The sequence below is a fragment of the Adhaeribacter soli genome, assembly GCF_008727925.1.
GTDB lineage: Bacteria > Bacteroidota > Bacteroidia > Cytophagales > Hymenobacteraceae > Adhaeribacter_A > Adhaeribacter_A soli.
Window position 1 is genome coordinate 434,461 of record NZ_VTWT01000001.1, and the last position, 19,822, is coordinate 454,282.

Consider the following 19,822-nt stretch of genomic DNA (forward strand, 5'->3'; position numbering starts at 1 on the left):
TTAAACAAAAAAGCTGCACTTCTTATGAGGTGCAGCTTTTTTGTTTTTACGGGAGTGTTTTTGAATGGTAAGTTTGTACGAAAGGTAAGAACCCACCCTCTAACCCCTCCGAGGAGGGGAGTATCAGCTATAGTAATTAGGAGCTATCTCATAAATACCTAAACCAGTTTCTTAAATTGTACGTGGCAAATAGATTTCTTCGTAGCGTAGGATTTAAACCCTACGCTACGAAGAAATTTTAATTTATCAGATAGCTCCTAATCAAAAAAATCCTGAAGATCAAATTCCCCTCCTCGGAGGGGTAGGGGTGGGTTCTACGTTTCCGAAGCTTTCAGGCCTTAATTATAAAGAAAGCACTCAATCTGATGAAAATTTATTAAACCTTTCTCCCTAATTAATTTGCCGTACTTTTCCGCCCCGATCCCTACCGTTCAGCCCTGCTTCAGCAACCGGTCGTACATGGTAATGGAACCGGCTACAGCTACGTTCAGGCAGTTATCGCCGGGAAGCTGCACCAGTTTATGGCATTTCTGCAGGGCTTCTTTCGTTAAACCGTGATCTTCAGCTCCTAATAAATACACACATCGTGCCGGGTGCTGGAACTGCTCGATCTTCACCGCATTTTCCGCCAGCTCTATTCCCACTAACTGACAACCGTAGGGTAAATGCCGGAAAAAGTCTTCGAAGGTTTCGTAGTAATAAAACGGAATTGATTTGTAGGCGTTCAGGCTGTCGGTTTTTTGTTTAGGAACCCGTTTGCCGATGGTAAAAATAAAGCTGGCATTCAGAATAGAAGCTGAACGCCAGAGGGTACCTACATTGGTTTCGTGCTTGGGGTCCAGTACGCCTATTCCGAAATATCCTTTACTTAAATCCTTACTTTCCAAACTCCTTAGTACTCGGTTTTATCGGCTTTTGCTTCCCAGGCTTTGAATCCGGCATGTGCTTCTTCGGCCATAAACTGGATCATGGGAATACTCCGTTCGGTCATGGGTTTGTCCAGCTCATCATAAATAAACTGATCGTCGAAACCGATTTGGGCGGCATCGGCTTTGGTGTTGCCGTAGTAAACCACTTTCGGGCGGGCCCAGTAAATGGCACCCAGGCACATCGGGCAGGGTTCGCAGCTGGTATACAATTCGCAATCGTCGAGCTGGAAAGTGCCCAGTTCTTTGCAGGCTTTCCGGATGGCATCTACTTCGGCGTGCGCGGTAGGGTCGTGGGAAGAAGTTACGTTATTGTAGCCGCGGGCAATTATTTTACCATCTTTCACAATTACACAGCCAAAGGGGCCGCCAAAACCGGCTTCCATTTTTTCCACCGAAAGCTTAATGGCTTCCAGCATGAATTCTTTGTTCGGATTCATATTTCAAATTTAATAAGCCTGCTAAGTTAATAAAGCCTTCCGGATTTCAGCTGGTTTTTTAATACCATTTTTGTAAAGCGCCTTTAACAATTAAGGTTCCTTGCTGTTTTATGAGGTAGAAGTGCAGAAGCAAGTAAGTATTTTTGTGGGCAGTCTTACTAGCTTCAGGCATAAAAGGGAGGCCTGTGAAAGGGTATGCCTTGGTGATTTAATTGCTTCTTATGAAATAGCCCGATGGAAATTACCTGCTGGCAGATAATTGACTAAAGGCCGGGAAAGGAATGACCTGATCCCGGATTTATAATGCTTCTCCAACGTTTGAATCAGCCGGTGCTTTATGAAAACTATTACAATCCGGTTAACCTGCTTTTAAAAAGCAATTCCTATCAGCTTAGGCAGAACTGGAAGTTTATTTTCTGGTGGTTTAGGATGAAGGCCGTTTTCTTCCGGAAATTTAGTTGTAATTTTAACTTTTCTTCTTTTATGAACCCGATTTCCGACCCGATGGGTGAGGCCCTGGAGGCTTATATAAATGGCAATTCCAAAGCCACTATTAAAGTTATTTCCAACATTACCGAAGACGATATTATTTCCGTAGGCTATTTGTTCCGGAGTTTTGACCAGATGCCGGAACTGGAACAGCAAGCTCTGAAATTTTGCAAAGGCAGGGTGCTGGATATTGGCGCGGGCGCCGGCAGTCATGCGTTGTGGCTGCAGGAAAATGGGCTGGAGGTAGATGCGTTTGACATTTCCCCGAAAGCCGTTGCCGTAATGAAAAACCGGGGGCTCCGGAACAGCTTCGAAGCGGATTTCTGGCAATTTCAGCCATCCGAAAAATACGACACCATTTTGCTGCTGATGAACGGGGTTGGTCTGGCCGGAACGTTGGAGAAATTGCCGGAATTCCTGAACCTGCTAAAAAGTTGGTTAAATCCCGGCGGCCAGATCCTGCTGGAATCGTCGGATATTCTGTATATGTTCGAAGAGGAAGACGGTTCGGTATTGCTGAACCTGAATAGCGGCTATTACGGCGAAGTAGAATACCAGATGGCTTTCAACCGGAAAACCGGCCCGGCATTTCCGTGGCTTTTTATCGATTACGCATTACTGCATGATTACGCTACCCAAGCCGGCTTTGAGGTGAATTCCCTATTTGAAGGGGAACACGGCGAATACCTGGCAAAGCTTTCCGCTTAGGGAATAAAGCTTTCTGCTTTAAAAAACAGGCTGATAATTAAAGGAGATTCAGGGCTGGGAAAGGCTGTACATGTTGTCCGGCAGGTTACCGATACAGCCATAAATTAAAGTTCACAGAAGTACAGATCAACCAGGCTATCGTCGGAGATCAGTACGCTGGAAGGAAGCCGGCGGGTAAAATCATTCAGGCCGATTACCGAAAACAATTCATTCAGCGCCTGACTTACCCCGATCAAAACCACCCCGATCCGGTTCTGTTGTAAATTGCGGATAGTGGACACAAATGACTTCAGGCTACTAGGGGAAACATCCTCCAGGCCTTCGCAATCTACCATTACTTCTTTGGTATCTAGCAGTAAAGCTTCAAGTAAAATATCCTGCACGGTAACGGCATTTTCTGTGTCCAGTTTTCCGTTAAGGGCTACGATGTAGCTGTTTTTTTGAAGTCGGGTGAAGATCTGCATAAACAAGAGGCTGAGAATATGAAATGTAAATCGTTTTAAAAATCAGTAAAAGCCAATGATATTGTCAGTAAATGTTTGCCAGTTTATCTGGTCACCGAAGAGTATACGGATTTAACGCAAAAAGTAGATTTTCCTGCATTAATATTACTTAAAAGTTCGTAAGCGAATTTTTTAAAATGGTTAAACAGCCAATATAACCTGTGAACTTAACTAAATAATCGGTTAATGAATTCTGCTTTATAACAGCAGGGAATAGGTTTAGAATACCGGTGGTTAAACACAAAAAAAGCAACCCTGCTCGGGTTGCTTTTTTTTAATTATAATCAGGTAAAAAGCCTTTAAGCTTTCTGGTACATTACTTCTCTGATAGCTTTAACGGTGCGTTCTACGTTTGGAAGCGAGGCTTCGATCAGGGTTGGCGCGTATGGAAGCGGCACATCCTGGCAGGTAACCCGGATCACAGGAGCATCGAGGTAATCGAAGGCATTCCGTTGCACATTGTAGGTAATTTCCGAAGAGATGGAGGCCAGCGGCCAGGCTTCTTCCACTACTACCAGGCGGTTGGTCTTTCTTACCGATTTCATTATCGTTTCAAAGTCGATCGGACGAACGGTACGGAGGTCGATCACTTCGGCAGAGATATTTTCTTTCTGCAGTTCTTCGGCAGCGCCTAAGGCCACTTTCATCATTTTCCCGAAAGAAACAATAGTAACGTCTTCGCCTTCGCGTTTTACGTCGGCTACGCCAATTGGAATTAAATATTCTTCTTCCGGCACTTCGCCTTTGTCGCCGTACATCAGCTCCGATTCCATAAAGATAACCGGATCTTCGTCGCGGATAGAAGACTTCAGCAAGCCTTTGGCATCGTAAGGGTTAGAGGGAACCACTACTTTTAAACCCGGGCAGTTGGCATACCAGTTCTCGAAGTTTTGCGAGTGCTGGGAAGAAAGCATACCGGCATTACCAGTCGGACCGCGGAATACCATCGGGCAGGAATATTGGCCACCCGACATGGACATCATTTTGGCTGCCGAGTTGATAATCTGGTCGATAGCTACCAGGGAAAAGTTAAAGGTCATGAATTCAATGATCGGGCGCAGACCGTTCATGGCGGCGCCGACCCCGATACCGGCAAAACCAAGCTCAGCGATCGGCGTATCGATCACGCGCTTCGCTCCGAATTCATCGAGCATGCCCTGGCTTACTTTATAAGCACCATTATATTCAGCAACTTCTTCACCCATTAGAAAAACCCGCGGGTCGCGGCGCATTTCTTCGCTCATGGCTTCGCGAAGGGCTTCACGGAATTGTATCGTACGCATTTTATTTTCTTAAATTCTAACGAATGGTAAAATTACGATAACTCTTCCAAAATACAACCCTTAAAACCGATAATAAACCGGCATTTTCAACTTCTCACTCCTGGGCCTGGGGCCGGAACAGGAAAAAAGCGGGGGAATTTACTTTAAAGCTTCGCGAAAGGTCGGCGTACCAACAAAGTTGCGGAACTCCGGATCGTCGATGGCTTTGGCGGTGAGGCTTTTTTCCTGGCGGGTTGCCTGGTGCAGATGACTGGCAAGGGCTTCCGGTTGGTTCGTTCGGGCAGCCAGAACGGCCAGGCTGTAATGCGCCAGGGCATCGTTCGGTTTCAGGACCAGGGCTTCTTCGTAGAAGGTTTGTGCCTGTTCGTAATTGCCTTTCAGCAGGTAAATCAGGCCTTTGTTCATCAGGCTTTGGTAACTGGTTCCGGCATAAGCCAGGCTTACTACGGCCTCATCTAACCGGCCGGTTTCTATTTCCAGCGCGGCTTTATCGGCAAATACCTGCTGCAGTACCGGCACCGGGCCACCCAGTTTCAGGGCGTAATCGTAGCTTTGTAGGGCTTCCGGGTAGTTGCCGAGCAGATACTGGGCCGAACCCAGGTTGTAGAAAAGCTGAGCGGTGGGATTGCGGTGACTGGCATAGGTCAGGTTTACAATGGCTTCGCGGAGCATCTTATCGCGGGTAGTAGGTTTTACGGCCTGCTGTGCCATTTGAACATACGTTACGCCCAGGTTGTTGAAGGCCTGCCATTTCATGGTGTTTTCGGCGGCCGCCTGGTAAATGGCCAGCTTTTCGGAAAGCAACGGCGTAAGGGTAGCGGCATAGCGCAATTCTTCTTCTGTTAACTTATCGGCATCGATGCGGTTTTCTACTATTTTTCGCGAAAGCAGGTAAATTTCCGAATCTTTTTTCTGGGGCACGTTATACGTTATCCGAACATCGGCGTAGCGCAAGGCCGGGTAGATGTAAAGCTGCAGGTAATCGTAAGAATCCAGTTTGGAGAGTTGTTTTTCTTTATCGCGGAAACTTCCGGGGCCGTTTATAATATCCAGGATCTGGTTTACCTGCTCGGGCGAAAGCGCCGATAGCTGCACCTGTTTCAGGAAGCGTTCCCAGTTACGGACCACCGGCTGTACCTTAAATTTTACCGACTGGTTGGTGTTGGTGTAGGAATTTACATCGAGCTGGTGGCGCATGTATTTTTCAAATGTTTGCGCCCGCTTCCTGGCTAGCTTCGGGTCTTTCGAGTCGGCTTCTTCCGGCGAATGCCCGGTGGTAATTTCCACGGCCTGGATCTTGTAATTACTTTGCAGCAGTTCTTTCAGCACGTCCATGTTGGTTCCTAAATAATCGCGGAGTTCAGCTTTGCCTTCGTCGAAAAAGAAGGTAAGCAGTTCCGGTTCCGAAACGCCTTTCCGGTACGTGTCCGGCGCCAGCGAAACCGCGTTGGCTTTAACCGTTAGCCTGGAGGTAGTAATCACTCCTGGCGCAATTTCCCGGACTTTTCCGCGTTTTACCCTACCATTTGGTTTTACGGCTTCCGCCTGAGCCACTAGTTTTCCGGAGGCTTTTTCAGGAGTATAGGGAAAAGAAAGTTGGCGGTTTATGGTTGGGGTGCCGTTCTCGTAAATGAATTCGCCGGGAGCAAAGCGGAGCCGGGTAACGGGTTCGGTTTGTTTTTTACCGTACTGGTACGCTACCACCACATTATAAACCGGTTTTTTGCCGGTTACTTCCGCCGGGACTTTCACTTTTAAGTCGAAGGGAACAACGTTGCCGTTTACGGCCAGTACGGTCGGTTCTACGGAAATTTCCTGTCTGGCTTCGCCGGTTTTAATCATGCGGGAAAGCGTGCAGCCGGAAACGGAGAATAAAAAAAACGTACTAAGCAGGATGGAAAAAAGAAATGATTTGCGGGAATGAAGATTGTGCATAACCTGTTTTTTAGAACGCCGTATTTTTATAAATAATAAATCAGGCTGAGCCTACTTACAGAATTTTCCTGAATTGGTTTATGGATAATGCGAAAAATTTGTTAATTTAGAAGTTAAAAATAGTTAGGGAATGAAACGGTTGCAATATTTTATCGAATCTCAGGCTTTTGGCGTTTGCACCGCGTTGGGGGAAAAATTAGGCTTCGCTACCAGCAGCATCCGCTTGTCTTTCATTTATTTATCTTTTCTAACGTTCGGTTCGCCGGTAATCGTGTACCTGATCCTGGCTTTCTGGCTGAACCTTCGCAAAAGCCTCCGTCGCGAAAGGAGTACGGTCTGGGATTTTTAGTTTTTGATCTTAAAAAATCTGTCATTAAAAGGATCAGCGAAGAACCTTGCCGGCTTTTTGTATTTCTGATTTTTTCGGGGTACGCTTTTTATCCGGGTGGCTTAATTATAATCCGTTGACTGAAGTCAACGGCAATAGATATAATGGTATAAGTTAATCTGGAAGTAAGTTTTGGCTTGAGAGCTACCTGGTAATAATTAAAAAATGTGATAATTAGTTAAGGTTAGCCGCAAATAAAGCCTATCCATTGCCGTTGACTTCAGTCAACGGAACTTTCATTTTTCCTTTAGCTGACAACAACCACCCCCAACCCCTCCTTGGAAAGGAGGGGAGCTTTCATGTTCCATAGCAGATAGTTCTGCTTATTTTCCAGATACTAAATCGCTGAAACGTTTTTTGCCTTCGGCAAAGTAGGCCCATACCAGACTTCGCGGGTATATTCCATGAAGTTTCGACAAGGGTTTTTTGGTTGTTTGCAGTACCCTTTTTTGCCGCCAGTATAGCCGTTTCCGGTAGACTTCCTGGTGGGCTTTATAAATGGCTTTGGCATCTGCGGTTTGGCCGGAAACCAGGAATTTTACTGCCGATATCCAGTCCAGTAAGATCCGGATGAACATGGTGGAAAAATAATCTTCGTCGGCCAGGTTTTTAACCAGCAGGGCTAAGCCGTTGCGGTAATTCAGGAACGTTTTGCGCGGATTGGATTTGTGCAGCGTGCCGCCGCCTACGTGGTAAACTTCGCTTTGGCCGCAATAAAATATTTTCCGGTTTTTGTTCTGCAGGCGCCAGCACAGGTCAATTTCTTCCATGTGGGCAAAAAAAGCCGGCTCCAGGCCACCCAGATCATGAAAATCTGCTGCCCTTACGAACATGCAGGCACCCGTAGCCCAGAAAATTTCGGAGGTATCGTTGTACTGGCCTTTGTCTTCTTCCAGGGAATCGAAAATGCGGCCGCGGCAGAAGGGGTAGCCGAACACGTCGAACAGGCCGCCGCCGGCGCCGGCATATTCCAGCAAATGCGGTTCGTGGTACGATTTGATTTTGGGCTGACAGGCGGCAATATCCGGATTCTCCTGCATGAGGGCATGGATCGGTACTACCCAGCCGGGCGTTACCAACACATCCGAATTCAACAGGACGTAATATTCCGTATCTACCTGTTTCAGCGCCTGATTGTAACCTTCGCAAAAGCCAAAATTCTGACTTAACTCAATTAGCCGGACTTGCGGAAAGTGACTTTTAAGAAATGTTACCGAATCGTCGGAAGAAGCGTTGTCGGCCACAATTACCTCGCAACCCGGACTGTTGGCAATAACCGAAGGCAGGAATTGTTCGAGGTATTCGCGGCCGTTCCAGTTCAGGATTACAATTCCAACCGATTTGTCTGAATTATAAGCCAAAGTTGCTTGGGTCAAATCCTGGGATGTTCGGCATCAGGCCTTCGGTTTGTTTGCGAAGTTCTTCCTGGCCTTTTTCGCCGGCCTCGTCCATGGCTTTGTTTACCGCAGCTACTACCAGGTCGGAGATCATTTCGGCGTTTTCTTTCTTAAGCAGGGTTTCGTCAATTTCGATGCTGAGCAGTTTGCGCTGTCCGTTTGCCTTTGCTTTCACCATGCCGGCGCCGGATTCAGCTTCTACCGTAATGTTTTTCAGGTTATCCTGCGCTTCTTTCATTTTGGCCTGGAGCTCTTTCATTTTCCCCATCATGCCCATCATGTCGAACATAGTTTTTTCTTTTAGATTGTTCGAATTTTCGAATGTTCGAATTTTCGAATTTTTGAGTTAAAATTTAGATAGATACTGCCGTTTCCTTTAAGGTTCTCACATATCAAAAGTCGAAAATTCGAACATTCGAACCTACCGAAGCAACGTCAGGGTTCCGGTTCTTTCGATGCGTTTGCCCTGTTCGTCTATTGTACGCAATTTATAAGCATAAGCACCGATCGGGGCTTCTTTGCCGTTCATTTTGCCGTCCCAGCCTTTTTTCGGGTCGTTGCTTTCGAAAACTACCTGGCCCCAGCGGTTCAAAATTACCAAACTAAAGTTATTCTGAAAACGCCCTTTTACTTCAAAAATATCGTTCAGACCGTCGTTATTCGGCGAAAAAGCGGTTGGGATAAATATTTTTACGTCCTGAACAATGGTTTGGGTGTTGGAGTAGCTTAGTTCCCCGGCCGCGCCTTCTACTTTTATACGGTAGCGCAGGATCTGGTCGGTATCGCTTAATTTCTGGTCGTTTAAGGAAAAAGTGCCGGTAACCAATTGACTGCTTTCCGGGCTGAAATTCTCGTCCAACAGTTCCAGCGTGTAGGTTAATTGAGGGCTGCTGAAACCTACGTATTCGGTCCAGTTCAGGGTAACCGTTCGCTTCAGTTTGTCGTGTTTGGCAGTTAAAATCACCGGGCAGCTTTCGTTGCTTTCGGGGGAAAGGTTGCCACAATTATCGGTATACGTTACCTTGTAGCACACCGGGCCGGAAGCCAGGTTTTTATCCGTATCGGTGAAAAAAATGGCGTTGCTTTTCTGAGTTTGTACATACCCGCCACCGTTCCGGTTTTTGAATACAGTTTGCTCTTTTAGGGCCGTATTGGCCGTTAAGGTTAACGTGCCTTGCAGGGAATTATCCGGATTGAAGCTGGTAATCAGAGTGGCCATCCCTGGAATATCCGTAGAAACTACCGTGGCGCAGGCAGTATTGGAAAGCGAAAAAGCGTTTGCGCCTTCTAAAACTGCCAGCTCGTAGCAGTATTCCTGGCCACAGGTTACTTCACTGTCTTCGTAGGTGGTTTGGTTTGCCGGTAAATTGAAGATGGTGGAATTAGAACCTTCCTGACGGCGAAGCTGGTACGAATAGCTGCCGCCTCCGGGTGTATTACCGGAATATGAAGGCCAGGAAACTATGTTCTTTTTATTCCCCGCAACCACCTGAATCGGCTGGCTGCAGATCACCGGAATATTGGGATTGGGGTGCTGGCTTCGGCCACAGGCATCGAAAACCCGCACCCGGAAACAGTTGGCAACAGCGGTATTCAGGTTACTTAATACGACAGTTTCGGTAGCATTTCCATTAAAGTTAAGCCGGGTTTTTTCGGTGAAAATGCTACCATTTTGCCCTTCTAAACTATAGGTGTAACCGCTTTGTAAACCCATGATTTTAATTTCGATCCTGCCGCTGGCAGCAGTTTCCAGCAGATCAACGCTGCTGATGGTGGGCATAGCCGGAGCTGGAGTTGCCGTTACGGATTTTGTGGAGGAAAATCCGCAATTGCCGGCTGTATGGGTTCCGGTTACGATAATATTGTAAGTACCACCCGGGCTCTCAAAATATTTACTTTGGTTCACAGTTATCGGTTCGGGGCTCTTGTTGCCAACGGCTACGGTATAGGTGTCGTAATTCGTATCGGTTAGGGTAACCAGCACGGAATCAGGTCCGCATTGGGTGGCGGTGAAGGTTGGCTGGGGAGCTGGCTTAACCAAAAAGGTGCGCCGCATCTGAGGCTCCTGGGGATCACAGGTGGCAGTGTAAAGCTGCCCCACCACATAAAGTCCGGGAGTAGAGGGAACTTGGTAAAGTCTTCCGGGGGTATTTAGATCGGTCGGGCCAAAGATAATTGGTCCGCTGAAAGAGGCCGGTTCAAACTTGTAAAATGCCAGCGTGGTTTCTGTTCCGTTGCAGGAAAAATTCTGGAATTCCACCGTTTGCCCGGCGCACAGTTCTGTTACTTCCACGCCATTTACAATTGCTTTAAACCAGCCCTTATTCTGAGCAAAGCCATGCACCCAAAATAGGAGGAAAAGGAAGGTAAAAAGCAGCCGGCGCATTCTATTTAAAATGTGAGATTGAAGTGACGGATAAAGTTTACCGATTCTTTAATATCGTAATGCAGAATCCGGTCTTTAGTAACGAAGGAAACTTTATGGCGGTATGCTTCCAGCACGGAATTTAATTTCTCCGAAGTCTTCAGCGGTTTCCGGAATTCGATGGCTTGCGCGGCATTAAATAATTCTATGGCTAAAATGCTTTCCAGGTTTTTCACCACGCGGTAAGCTTTGGTGGCACCGTTCGAACCCATGCTTACATGGTCTTCCTGGCCGTTGGAAGAAACAATTGAATCTACCGATGCCGGCGTGCACAATTGTTTGTTCTGGCTTACAATGGAAGCGGCAGTGTATTGCGGGATCATAAAACCGGAATTTAAACCGGTTTCCGTTACCAGGAATTCAGGCAGGTCGCGCTGTCCGGAAATTAACTGGTAAGTTCTCCGTTCCGAAATATTACCCAGTTCGGCCAAAGCAATACATAAAAGATCCAGGGCAATTGCCAGCGGCTGACCGTGGAAATTTCCGCCGGAGATAATGAGGTCTTCCTCCGGGAAAACGTTCGGGTTATCGGTTACGGAATTGATCTCGGTGGTAATTACGTCACAGGTATAGCGTAACGCATCTTTGCTGGCGCCGTGCACCTGAGGAATGCAGCGGAACGAATACGGGTCCTGTACGTGCTTTTTCGGACTGGCAATAAGTTCGCTGCCTTCCAGCAGTTCCCGGAACCGCTCTGCCGTTTGCAACTGTCCGGCATGCGGACGAACTTTATGAATTAAGTGGTTGAACGGATCCAATCTTCCGGCAAAAGCTTCCAGGGAAATCGCCCCGATCACGTCGGCCATGTTGGAAAGGTGATTAGCCTGCAGGCAGCACCAAACACCATAAGCGCTCATAAATTGCGTTCCATTCAGCAAGGCTAATCCTTCTTTCGCTTTTAAAGCAATCGGTTTCCAGCTGAACATGTCCAGAATGTCTTCGCCTTTTAAGCGGTAGCCCTGGTAATTTACTTCGCCCATTCCCAAAAGCGGCAAACACAAATGCGCCAATGGCGCCAGATCGCCGGAAGCGCCCAGGGAACCCTGCTGATACACTATGGGATAAATGCCACGGTTATAAAATTGAATTAAGCGCTCTACCGTTTCCAGTTGCACCGCGCTGTGCCCATAAGCCAGACTCTGAATTTTGAGCAGCAGCATGATCTTTACCACTTCCTGCGGCACTTCTTCGCCGGCCCCGCACGCGTGGCTCATCACCAGGTTCACCTGCAATTGCTCCAGATTTTCCGCCGAAATACTCACTTTATAAAGCGAACCGAATCCAGTATTGATGCCATAAATAGGCGCATCGGAGCTCTCAATTTTCCGGTAAAGGTATTCGTGGCAGGAAACAATCTTTTGCTTTGCCTCATCCGAAAGCGCCAGGGCTTTTCCTTCGGTAATAATAGCGTTTATGTCTTCTAAAGTAAGTTCGGCAGTAGATATATGATGGACCATTGATTAATGTGCTAATTCTTTAATTTGCTAATGAGATAATTGTCTCAATATATGTTTAACCACCCCCGAACCCCTCCTTGAAAAAAGGAGGGGAGCTTTTTTTCGTAAGTGTAATTTATTTAAATTAATATTTAATTCACGTTTCCCGAAAGCTCCCCTCCTTGATAAGGAGGGGTTGTGGGTGGTAGATTTCCAGGCAGAGAAATGTCATTACTTACTTGGAATTTGCTTCTAGATAATATTTATATTTCCTGAGATCATAAGGAATTTCTTTATTCAGGAGCTTTGCCAGAAATTCTAATCTTTTTTCATTCAGTTCATAGCAATTGAACAGTAGAAAATCATCTTTATATTCTTCTTCAGGTATTAATTTGAGTAAATCTACCAGTTGAACACTTTCTAAAAGAATTTCACCTGTCATGAATTGATCCCTTTCTTTCTCAAAGAACCTAATGTAGCGTTCAACTTCTGAAAACGGATGAATATTCACAGACTTCTTTACTTCAACTTCACCAAAATCTCCTCCAATTTCAGACTTTCCTGTTCACCAGTCTGCATGTTTTTCAGGTTAAGTAGGCCGGTTTCCATTTCCTGGGAACCGATCAGGAGCACGAACGGAATGTTGTTGTTGTCGGCGTAGGTCATTTGCTTTTTCAGTTTGGCGGCTTCCGGGTAAAGTTCGGCGGCAATGCCGGCTTCGCGGAGCTTTTGCAGGATTGGCAGGGAGTAAATCTCGGCGGCTTTATCGAAGTTCGAAATTAAAACTTTTGTGCCCGAAGCTACGGTTTTATCGAACAACTGCAGCTCTTCCATTACATCGTAAATGCGGTCTACGCCGAAAGAGAAACCCACGCCGGAAACGCCCGGTAAACCGAACATGCCTGTAAGGTTATCGTAACGACCGCCGCCGGAAATGCTGCCCATCTGCACCTTATTTACCTTCACTTCGAAGATGCAACCGGTGTAGTAGGAGAGGCCACGGGCAAGCGTGGTATCCAGTTCTACTTTCGCAGTTTGAATGTTGAAATGCTGCAGGTAACTGAAAACTTCCCGGAGTTCGGTCAGGCCTCGCAATCCTTCGGCGCTGTCTACCAGTACTGGATCAAGCTGCTCTAAAATGCTATCGTTTTCGCCGGATAAACTCAGCAGCGGACGCAATCTCTCAATAGACTTTTCTGCAATACCGCGCTCGATCAGTTCTTTTTCCACGCCTTCCTGCCCGATTTTATCGAGCTTATCGATAGCCACGCAGATTTCGCCTTCGCGGCCTTTTTCGCCGATGGCTTCGGCGATGCCGGTCAGAATGCCGCGGTGGTTTATTTTAATGGTGAAATCAGTCAACCCCAAGGTTGTTAAAACCTCATCGATCATCAGCACAATTTCGGCTTCGCACAGCAGGGAGTTGGTACCTACTACGTCGGCATCGCACTGGTAAAATTCGCGGTAGCGGCCTTTTTGCGGTCGGTCTGCCCGCCAAACCGGCTGGATCTGATAACGCTTGAACGGAAAGGTAATTTCGTTGCGGTTCATTACCACGTAGCGGGCAAAAGGCACGGTCAGGTCGTAACGAAGGGCTTTTTCGGAGATCTTGCGGGTGGTTTTTTTATAGCCGTCTTCCAGGTCGTTGAGCGTAACTTTGTTCAGGAAATCGCCGGAATTCAGCACTTTAAAGATCAGCTGGTCACCTTCATCGCCGTATTTTCCGGTCAGCACGCTCAGGTTTTCCATAGTAGGCGTTTCCAGCGGCTGAAACCCGAAACGCTCGAATGTATTTTTAATTACCGAAAAGATATAATTGCGTTTTTGCAGCACTTTCGGCCCAAAATCGCGCATTCCCTTCGGTAAAGCTGGTTTTTCTTTGCTCATTCTAAAAACAATTTGCCGGCGAAGGTACGAAATCTGCTTTTAAATTCTGCCATTTCAAAATGTTGGTGATTCTGGTATACCTTTATGTCTAAAAAGTCGTAGTTTGCTTTCTGAACACGATTTCAGAGATTCGGATGATAGACAGGATTTTTTATCAGAAATGCGTGATCGGGAATGCGTGCGGACAGGTCGCGACCTGTCCCTACTGAACCTTTAAAAAATGTACGGGCGACCCTCGTGGTCGCCCCAAACGCACCACGACAAAAACCAAAACAAAAATATGAAAAACAACCAACCAGACGAATTCATGCAGGCCGCCATTGCGGAAGCAAAGCAAGGATTAAATGAAGGCGGCATCCCCATCGGCTCCGTAATTGTGCGGGACGGAAAAATTGTAGGCCGTGGCCACAACCGCCGGGTGCAGCACAACGACCCCATGGCGCACGCCGAAATCGACTGCCTTCAGAACGCAGGCCGCATTGGCAACTACAAAGACACGACTTTGTATTCTACCTTAATGCCCTGCTATTTATGCGCTGGTGCGGTGGTACAGTTCGGTATCAAAAAAGTTATTGTTGGCGAAAATAAAACCTTCCCGGGCGCGGAAGAATTTATGAAGCAGCACGGCGTGGAAATCGTGAACCTGCAGAACGAAGAATGCATCAGCCTGATGGAAAATTTCATTGAAGAAAGGCCCGAGCTCTGGAACGAGGATATCGGGGAGTAAGCTAAAGAAGTTTCGGGTTGAATAATTATGATAAGTAAATAATGCGGCTATTGAATGGCCGCATTTTTCATTCCCTAAATATTTTGGCTTAAATACAAGATAATCTATTATAATCATATAGAAAACGCTACCTTAAGAGCCGAAAAAACCAGAACTATAAATATGGAAACCGCTCAATTGATCTATCCGGAGGTGCGTAACTACGTAGCCGGCCGCTTTGTCTCTACCAATACCGATACCCTGGAAGTTGTAAGTCCCTTAGACGGGGCGCTGCTTTCCACCATGCCGCTTTCCGGCATGAACGAACTCGACGAAGCCGTGAAGGCGGCTCAAGCGGCATTTCCTGCCTGGTCAGCCATGCCCTTAAAAGAAAGGGTGCAAATATTCTACCGCTACAAAACCCTGCTTGAACAAAACCTGGAAGAACTTACCGAACTGGTGCACCGCGAAAACGGAAAGACCATGGGAGAGGCTCGCGCCGAAGTAGAGAAAAGCATTGAACTCACAGAGTTTGCCTGTTCCTTACCGCAACTGGTAGCCGGGGAAATCCTGGAAGTAAGTGCCGGGGTGGAATGCCGCCTGGAGAAAAAACCGTTAGGCGTAGTGGCCAGCATCGCCCCGTTCAATTTCCCGAACATGGTGCCGCACTGGACCATCCCGAACGCCCTTGCTTTAGGAAATTGCATGATCCTGAAACCTTCCGAAAAAGTGCCGATCTCCGCCAGCCGCATTGCTGAATTATTAACCGAAGCCGGTTTGCCGGCCGGCGTTTTCAACGTGGTGAACGGCGGTCAGGAAATCGTGGAAGCCATTTGCGACCATCCGGATATTCAGGCGGTTTCGTTTGTGGGTTCCACCAAAGTCGCCAAGATCGTTTACCGTCGCGCTACTAATAACCTGAAGCGATGCGTTGCCTTGGGCGGCGCTAAAAACCACTTAATTGTGCTGCCGGATGCCAACGTAGCCTTAACAGCAGCAGGCGTGGCTGCATCGATGTCGGGTTGCGCCGGACAGCGCTGCATGGCCGGTTCTGCCATGGTGGGCGTAGGGCCGGTAGATCCTATCATTGCTAAAATTGTAGAAGAAGCGAAGAAAATTATTCCGGGTCAGAACTTGGGTTCGGTAATTTCCAGAGAATCAAAAGAACGGATCGAAAAGTATATCTCCGAAGCAGAAGCTGCCGGTGCCAAAGTGCTGGTAGATGGCCGGAATGCCGTGGTACAAGGAAAAGAGAACGGCTACTATGTTGGCCCGACCATCATCGATTTTGTAACGCCGGATATGGCCATTGCCAAAGAAGAAGTTTTCGGTCCGGTACTGGCCATTATCCGCGCGAAAACGCTGGATGATGCCCTGCAGATAGAAAACACTTCCAATTACGGCAATGCGGCGGCGGTATTTACCCAAAGCGGCGGCCTGGCCCGGTACGTAATGGAAAATGCCAGCGCCGGCATGATCGGCGTAAACGTTGGCGTTCCTGTTCCTCGGGAGCCTTTCTCCTTTGGTGGCTGGAATGAATCAAAATTCGGTACTTGTGATATTACCGGCAAAAGCTCGATTGAATTCTGGACCCAAATGAAGAAAACTACCACCAAGTGGAATCCGGAAGCGGGGATAAACTGGATGAGTTAATTCGATTTGAAGATTTGGAAATTTGGAAATTTGGAAATATTTTGATCAAGACCAGTAGCGTAGGTTTAAACCCTATGCTACTGGTGAGTTTGAAAACCACTTGCTCTTTCGGATTTGAAATCCGAAAGTTTTGAGCGCCGGATCTGTGATCCGGTTTTCAGCTTGAATCAGCAATTCAAAATTTTAGCAACGTAAAGCGGATTACAAATCCGCAACTCTAGGCATCCATATTACAAATCCGGATGAGCTTTGAAGAAGGGTTTTGTAAAAGGTGTGAAAAAAAGAAAACGCTACCCTTTTCACGCAAAAACTCCAGCCAATTAACAATTAAACCATTTAACAATTAAACAATTTAAAAATGGAAAAGGTACTGACTTCCGAAAAGGAAGAGATCATCGATAATAATTTAAAATACACCTTATTCTCCTGGCAAAAACAAGCAGGAATAAAACCCCTGGTAATTGACCGGGCGGAAGGGGTATATATCTGGGATAAATCCGGCAAACGAATCCTCGATTTTTCTTCGCAACTGGTAAACGTAAATATCGGGCATGGGCACCCGGCCGTTGCCGATGCGGTGTTGAAGCAGATGCAGGAAGTAAGTTACGTGTATCCGGGCATGGTAACCAAAGCGCGCGGCGAACTGGCTAAAAAGCTGGCCGCGGTAGCTCCCGGAATCCTGACCAAGACCTTCTTTACGCTGGGTGGTGCAGAAGCCATTGAAAATGCAATAAAAATGGCTCGCCTGGTAACCGGCCGGCACAAGATCGTAACGCTATATCAGAGTTACCATGGGGCAACCTACGGGGCCATGACGGCTGGCGGCGATCCGCGCAAACTGCCATCCGACAGCCAGCAAATGCCGAATGTGGTGCACGTGGAAAATCCGTATTTTTATCGCGACCCGTGGCATTCTGCAACGCCGGAAGAATGCGGGGAACGGGCTGCTGAGCATTTCGAAAGGGTAGTGGGCTATGAAGGTCCGGGCAATATTGCGGCTGTAATTATGGAAGGCGAGTCCGGTTCTTCGGGCTGCATTAAATACCCGCAAGGCTATCTGAAAAAAGTAAAAACCATTTGCGAAAAACACGGCATCTTATTTATTGCCGATGAAGTGATGAGCGGTTTCGGCCGGACGGGCAAGTGGTTCGGTATTCAGCACCACGACGTAGAGCCGGATATGCTTTGCTTTGCCAAGGGCGTTACCTCCGGTTATTTACCACTTGGCGGACTGATGGTTACCGGGGAAATCGCCCGAAACTTCGACGATAAGCCGCTGCCTTTAGGGTTAACCTATTCGGCGCATCCGGTTTCGTGCGCGGCCGGCTCGGCCGTAATGGATGTTTACGAAAACGAAGGCCTTATCGAAAATGCCGCCCGAATGGGTGAATACCTGGAAAGCCGCGTGGAAGAACTCATGCAGCAGCACCCAAGTATCGGCGATTTCCGGAATACCGGTTTGCTGGGTTGCCTGGAACTGGTAAAGAACCGCGAAACGAAAGAACCGATGGCTCCCTGGAATGCGAACGCTGCCGAAATGGCCATTATGAATCAGGTACAGGCAAAGCTTTCGGAGCTTGGTATGTACACCATGGTGCGCTGGAATTTTATTTTTATTGCGCCGCCGCTAACCATAACCGAAGCCCAGATAGACGAAGGTTTGGAAATGATTTCCGAAGCCCTGAAAATTGCTGACGCTTACTGCTACTAAACAGGGTTTTGTACTTTACTGATGGGGTATTGTAACTATTGTGCTGATTCAGCGGTAGAAAGGTAATGACTTATGCTGAATTATATGAAAAAAAATAGACTCAACCAGATCGTATTAAGTGTGGTTTTTGGCTTTTCGGTTATCCTTTCGGCCTGCACCGAAAAAGATGATCCCGACCCTGACCCGGAAAATCACGCTACTTTTGCCATCGATTCCCCCCGTGAAGGAGACCTGCTTACTAGTAACAATACGTTAACAATTTCCGGCATGATAAGGGGAGAACAGGAATTGGGCGGCTACTCTATTATTATCCGGCGAAAATCGGACAGCCTGGTTATTTTTGAACGGACCCAGGTTGCACACCACACGGCATTGCCCTTTAATGAGCAATACACTACCGGTAAAGTAATTGCCCCTTCCGACCTTGAGCTGGAAGTGATTGCAAACCTGGGCAGCAATGGCCAAACAAGCAGTAAAAAAATAAACATAAGGGCTATACCATAAAAGCTTCAGGCCTTAATTATTATTATGCATATAAAGGCGAAAAAGGTTTGGGTAGGTTGCAGTTATGGTAGCATTCCGGAGCCTGTTTAAAAATTTCTCAGCATGATAATGTTCTCAAGGAAATCCTCTGTACTTTTACAGAGGATTTTTAATACCTGTGAAAATACCTGCCGTCATATTACTCACGATAGCTATTCTGCTGCAACCCCTCAGCAAAATGTTTATTGTAATGGATTACCAGGTAAATAAAAATTACATTGCCCAGGTGCTTTGCGAAAACCGATCTAAACCTAAGTCAGGTTGTAACGGAAAGTGCCACCTGGCTAAAGAGCTTAAAAAGGCCGACCAGACTGAAGAGAAGCACCCCATCCCGTTAAAAGATAAACTGGAAGTGCTTCATTTCTGCCAGCCAACTTCCGCATTTGCTTTTACCATTTTAATTTTTCCTGAAAAGGAATATCCGCATTATTTCAGCTCCGGGGTGTCGCCTCCGGTTTTCGGTATTTTTCATCCCCCCAGGTTTTTGGTTTAAAATCTATAGCGTTGAGGTTGCTTCCGGCAGCCTTAAACCTGCATGCCTGTTTTTTCCGGCAGCAGGACTTTTTTTCTATTCAATTTTTAAACCAAGAAAAACCTGATCACAATGAAAAACTTCAGACTAAAAACGGCTTTTGCTGCTTCTCTTTTAATTTTTTCCGCTGCCATTACTTCCTGCAAAGACGACGATGATACCACCATTAAGCCGACAACGAATGACATTACCCTTACCACTCCTGCCGATGGCGCTGTTGTAAATGCGGGCCAAACCGTAACCATTACCGGAAACATCACCGGTGAAAAAGAGCTCCATGGGTATAATGTCATAATCCGCCAGAAAGCAGATAGCAAGGTGTTGTTCACCAAAGAGAACCATGCCCATAGTACCAGCATTGCTATTAACGAATCATGGGCAGTAGATACGGTTGCCAAATACAAGGAATTGGAAATGGAAATTATTGCCACCCTCGACCACAGCGGCAATACCCTGACTAAAAAAACGGTTCTGCATGCGCTGCCTGCCGGAGAGCATAACCACGCTACCATTACCATTACAGCCCCGACCGAGGGTGGTATGGTATCGGCCGGTCAGGTTCTGAACGTAACCGGCAAAGTGGAAGGCATCAGCTCGCTGCACGGCTACAACATGGTTATCCGGAGCAAAGCCGATAATCAAATAGTGCACACCTTCCCGGAAAATCATGATCATTTTAAGACCATAAACGTATCCGGAACGTGGACGGTACCGGCCGTAACCGGGCATACCGAGTACGAGCTGGAAATTGTTGCCAAGTTAGATCATGACGGCACTACAATAACAAAGAAAGTCTATTTTTATGCCATGCCATAAATTAGCAAGAAAGCCCGGTCGTACTGGCCGGGCTTTTTTCTTCG

The 19,822-nt window shown here is 47.0% G+C and carries 19 protein-coding genes; 8 read left to right on the forward strand and 11 right to left on the reverse strand.

The annotated features are described in order from the left end of the window. Positions 1–431: 431 nt before the first annotated feature. Both F0P94_RS01670 and F0P94_RS01675 read right to left on the reverse strand, forming a co-directional pair. Complete coding sequence (locus F0P94_RS01670) at positions 432–887, reverse strand: RNA methyltransferase (RefSeq protein ID WP_150901961.1); 456 nt, start codon at positions 885–887, stop codon at positions 432–434. A gap of 5 nt (positions 888–892) precedes the next feature. After that, entirely contained in the window at positions 893–1,366 is a 474-nt protein-coding gene (locus tag F0P94_RS01675; protein ID WP_150901962.1) for a nucleoside deaminase, read from the reverse strand. Between the two features lie 483 nt (positions 1,367–1,849). Here F0P94_RS01675 and F0P94_RS01680 point away from each other — a divergent pair, with 483 nt between their 5' ends. Then, on the forward strand, positions 1,850–2,563 hold the full coding sequence (locus F0P94_RS01680; protein ID WP_150901963.1) for a class I SAM-dependent methyltransferase: 714 nt from the start codon (positions 1,850–1,852) through the stop codon (positions 2,561–2,563). Between the two features lie 104 nt (positions 2,564–2,667). Here F0P94_RS01680 and F0P94_RS01685 read toward each other — a convergent pair whose 3' ends face one another. The 3 genes from F0P94_RS01685 to F0P94_RS01695 all read right to left on the reverse strand — a co-directional run bounded on the left by F0P94_RS01685 (position 2,668) and on the right by F0P94_RS01695 (position 6,284). After that, entirely contained in the window at positions 2,668–3,027 is a 360-nt protein-coding gene (locus tag F0P94_RS01685; protein WP_150901964.1) for an STAS domain-containing protein, read from the reverse strand. A gap of 338 nt (positions 3,028–3,365) precedes the next feature. Further along, positions 3,366–4,349, reverse strand: a complete 984-nt coding sequence (locus tag F0P94_RS01690) for a pyruvate dehydrogenase complex E1 component subunit beta (RefSeq protein ID WP_150901965.1) — start codon at positions 4,347–4,349, stop codon at positions 3,366–3,368. A 138-nt stretch (positions 4,350–4,487) separates the two neighbouring features. Continuing rightward, positions 4,488–6,284, reverse strand: coding sequence for a tetratricopeptide repeat protein (locus tag F0P94_RS01695; RefSeq protein ID WP_150901966.1), 1,797 nt, complete (start codon positions 6,282–6,284; stop codon positions 4,488–4,490). Between the two features lie 130 nt (positions 6,285–6,414). Between F0P94_RS01695 and F0P94_RS01700 the strand changes: the two genes are divergently transcribed. Continuing rightward, positions 6,415–6,633 (forward strand): PspC domain-containing protein, encoded by a 219-nt coding sequence (locus tag F0P94_RS01700; RefSeq protein WP_150901967.1) that lies wholly within the window; start codon positions 6,415–6,417, stop codon positions 6,631–6,633. 362 nt (positions 6,634–6,995) lie between these two features. Here the strand turns inward: F0P94_RS01700 and F0P94_RS01705 are convergent, their stop codons facing one another. The 6 genes from F0P94_RS01705 to hisS all read right to left on the reverse strand — a co-directional run bounded on the left by F0P94_RS01705 (position 6,996) and on the right by hisS (position 13,817). Continuing rightward, complete coding sequence (locus tag F0P94_RS01705) at positions 6,996–8,033, reverse strand: glycosyltransferase family 2 protein (protein WP_225307090.1); 1,038 nt, start codon at positions 8,031–8,033, stop codon at positions 6,996–6,998. Beyond that, positions 8,023–8,358: a YbaB/EbfC family nucleoid-associated protein gene (locus F0P94_RS01710; protein WP_150901968.1), complete on the reverse strand. Its 336-nt coding sequence runs from the start codon at positions 8,356–8,358 to the stop codon at positions 8,023–8,025. The genes F0P94_RS01705 and F0P94_RS01710 overlap by 11 nt, the downstream gene beginning before the upstream one ends. Positions 8,359–8,490: 132 nt before the next feature. Next, on the reverse strand, positions 8,491–10,455 hold the full coding sequence (locus F0P94_RS01715; protein ID WP_150901969.1) for a gliding motility-associated C-terminal domain-containing protein: 1,965 nt from the start codon (positions 10,453–10,455) through the stop codon (positions 8,491–8,493). A gap of 5 nt (positions 10,456–10,460) precedes the next feature. Further along, entirely contained in the window at positions 10,461–11,951 is a 1,491-nt protein-coding gene (hutH, locus tag F0P94_RS01720) for a histidine ammonia-lyase (RefSeq protein WP_150901970.1), read from the reverse strand. A 214-nt stretch (positions 11,952–12,165) separates the two neighbouring features. Then, entirely contained in the window at positions 12,166–12,441 is a 276-nt protein-coding gene (locus tag F0P94_RS01725; protein ID WP_150901971.1) for a DUF7683 domain-containing protein, read from the reverse strand. Between the two features lie 8 nt (positions 12,442–12,449). Beyond that, the gene (gene hisS / locus F0P94_RS01730) at positions 12,450–13,817 is read right to left on the reverse strand and encodes a histidine--tRNA ligase (protein WP_150901972.1); all 1,368 of its coding nucleotides are present in this window, start codon (positions 13,815–13,817) and stop codon (positions 12,450–12,452) included. Positions 13,818–14,097: 280 nt separating this feature from the next. Here hisS and F0P94_RS01735 point away from each other — a divergent pair, with 280 nt between their 5' ends. The 6 genes from F0P94_RS01735 to F0P94_RS01760 all read left to right on the forward strand — a co-directional run bounded on the left by F0P94_RS01735 (position 14,098) and on the right by F0P94_RS01760 (position 19,778). Continuing rightward, the gene (locus tag F0P94_RS01735) at positions 14,098–14,544 is read left to right on the forward strand and encodes a nucleoside deaminase (protein WP_150901973.1); all 447 of its coding nucleotides are present in this window, start codon (positions 14,098–14,100) and stop codon (positions 14,542–14,544) included. A gap of 162 nt (positions 14,545–14,706) precedes the next feature. Then, positions 14,707–16,176, forward strand: a complete 1,470-nt coding sequence (locus tag F0P94_RS01740) for a CoA-acylating methylmalonate-semialdehyde dehydrogenase (RefSeq protein WP_225307091.1) — start codon at positions 14,707–14,709, stop codon at positions 16,174–16,176. 358 nt (positions 16,177–16,534) lie between these two features. Continuing rightward, the gene (locus F0P94_RS01745; protein ID WP_150901974.1) at positions 16,535–17,887 is read left to right on the forward strand and encodes an aminotransferase class III-fold pyridoxal phosphate-dependent enzyme; all 1,353 of its coding nucleotides are present in this window, start codon (positions 16,535–16,537) and stop codon (positions 17,885–17,887) included. An 84-nt stretch (positions 17,888–17,971) separates the two neighbouring features. Next, on the forward strand, positions 17,972–18,391 hold the full coding sequence (locus F0P94_RS01750) for a hypothetical protein (RefSeq protein ID WP_150901975.1): 420 nt from the start codon (positions 17,972–17,974) through the stop codon (positions 18,389–18,391). A 157-nt stretch (positions 18,392–18,548) separates the two neighbouring features. Beyond that, entirely contained in the window at positions 18,549–18,923 is a 375-nt protein-coding gene (locus tag F0P94_RS01755; RefSeq protein ID WP_150901976.1) for a hypothetical protein, read from the forward strand. Positions 18,924–19,034: 111 nt separating this feature from the next. After that, entirely contained in the window at positions 19,035–19,778 is a 744-nt protein-coding gene (locus F0P94_RS01760; RefSeq protein ID WP_150901977.1) for a DUF4625 domain-containing protein, read from the forward strand. Positions 19,779–19,822 lie beyond the last annotated feature (44 nt).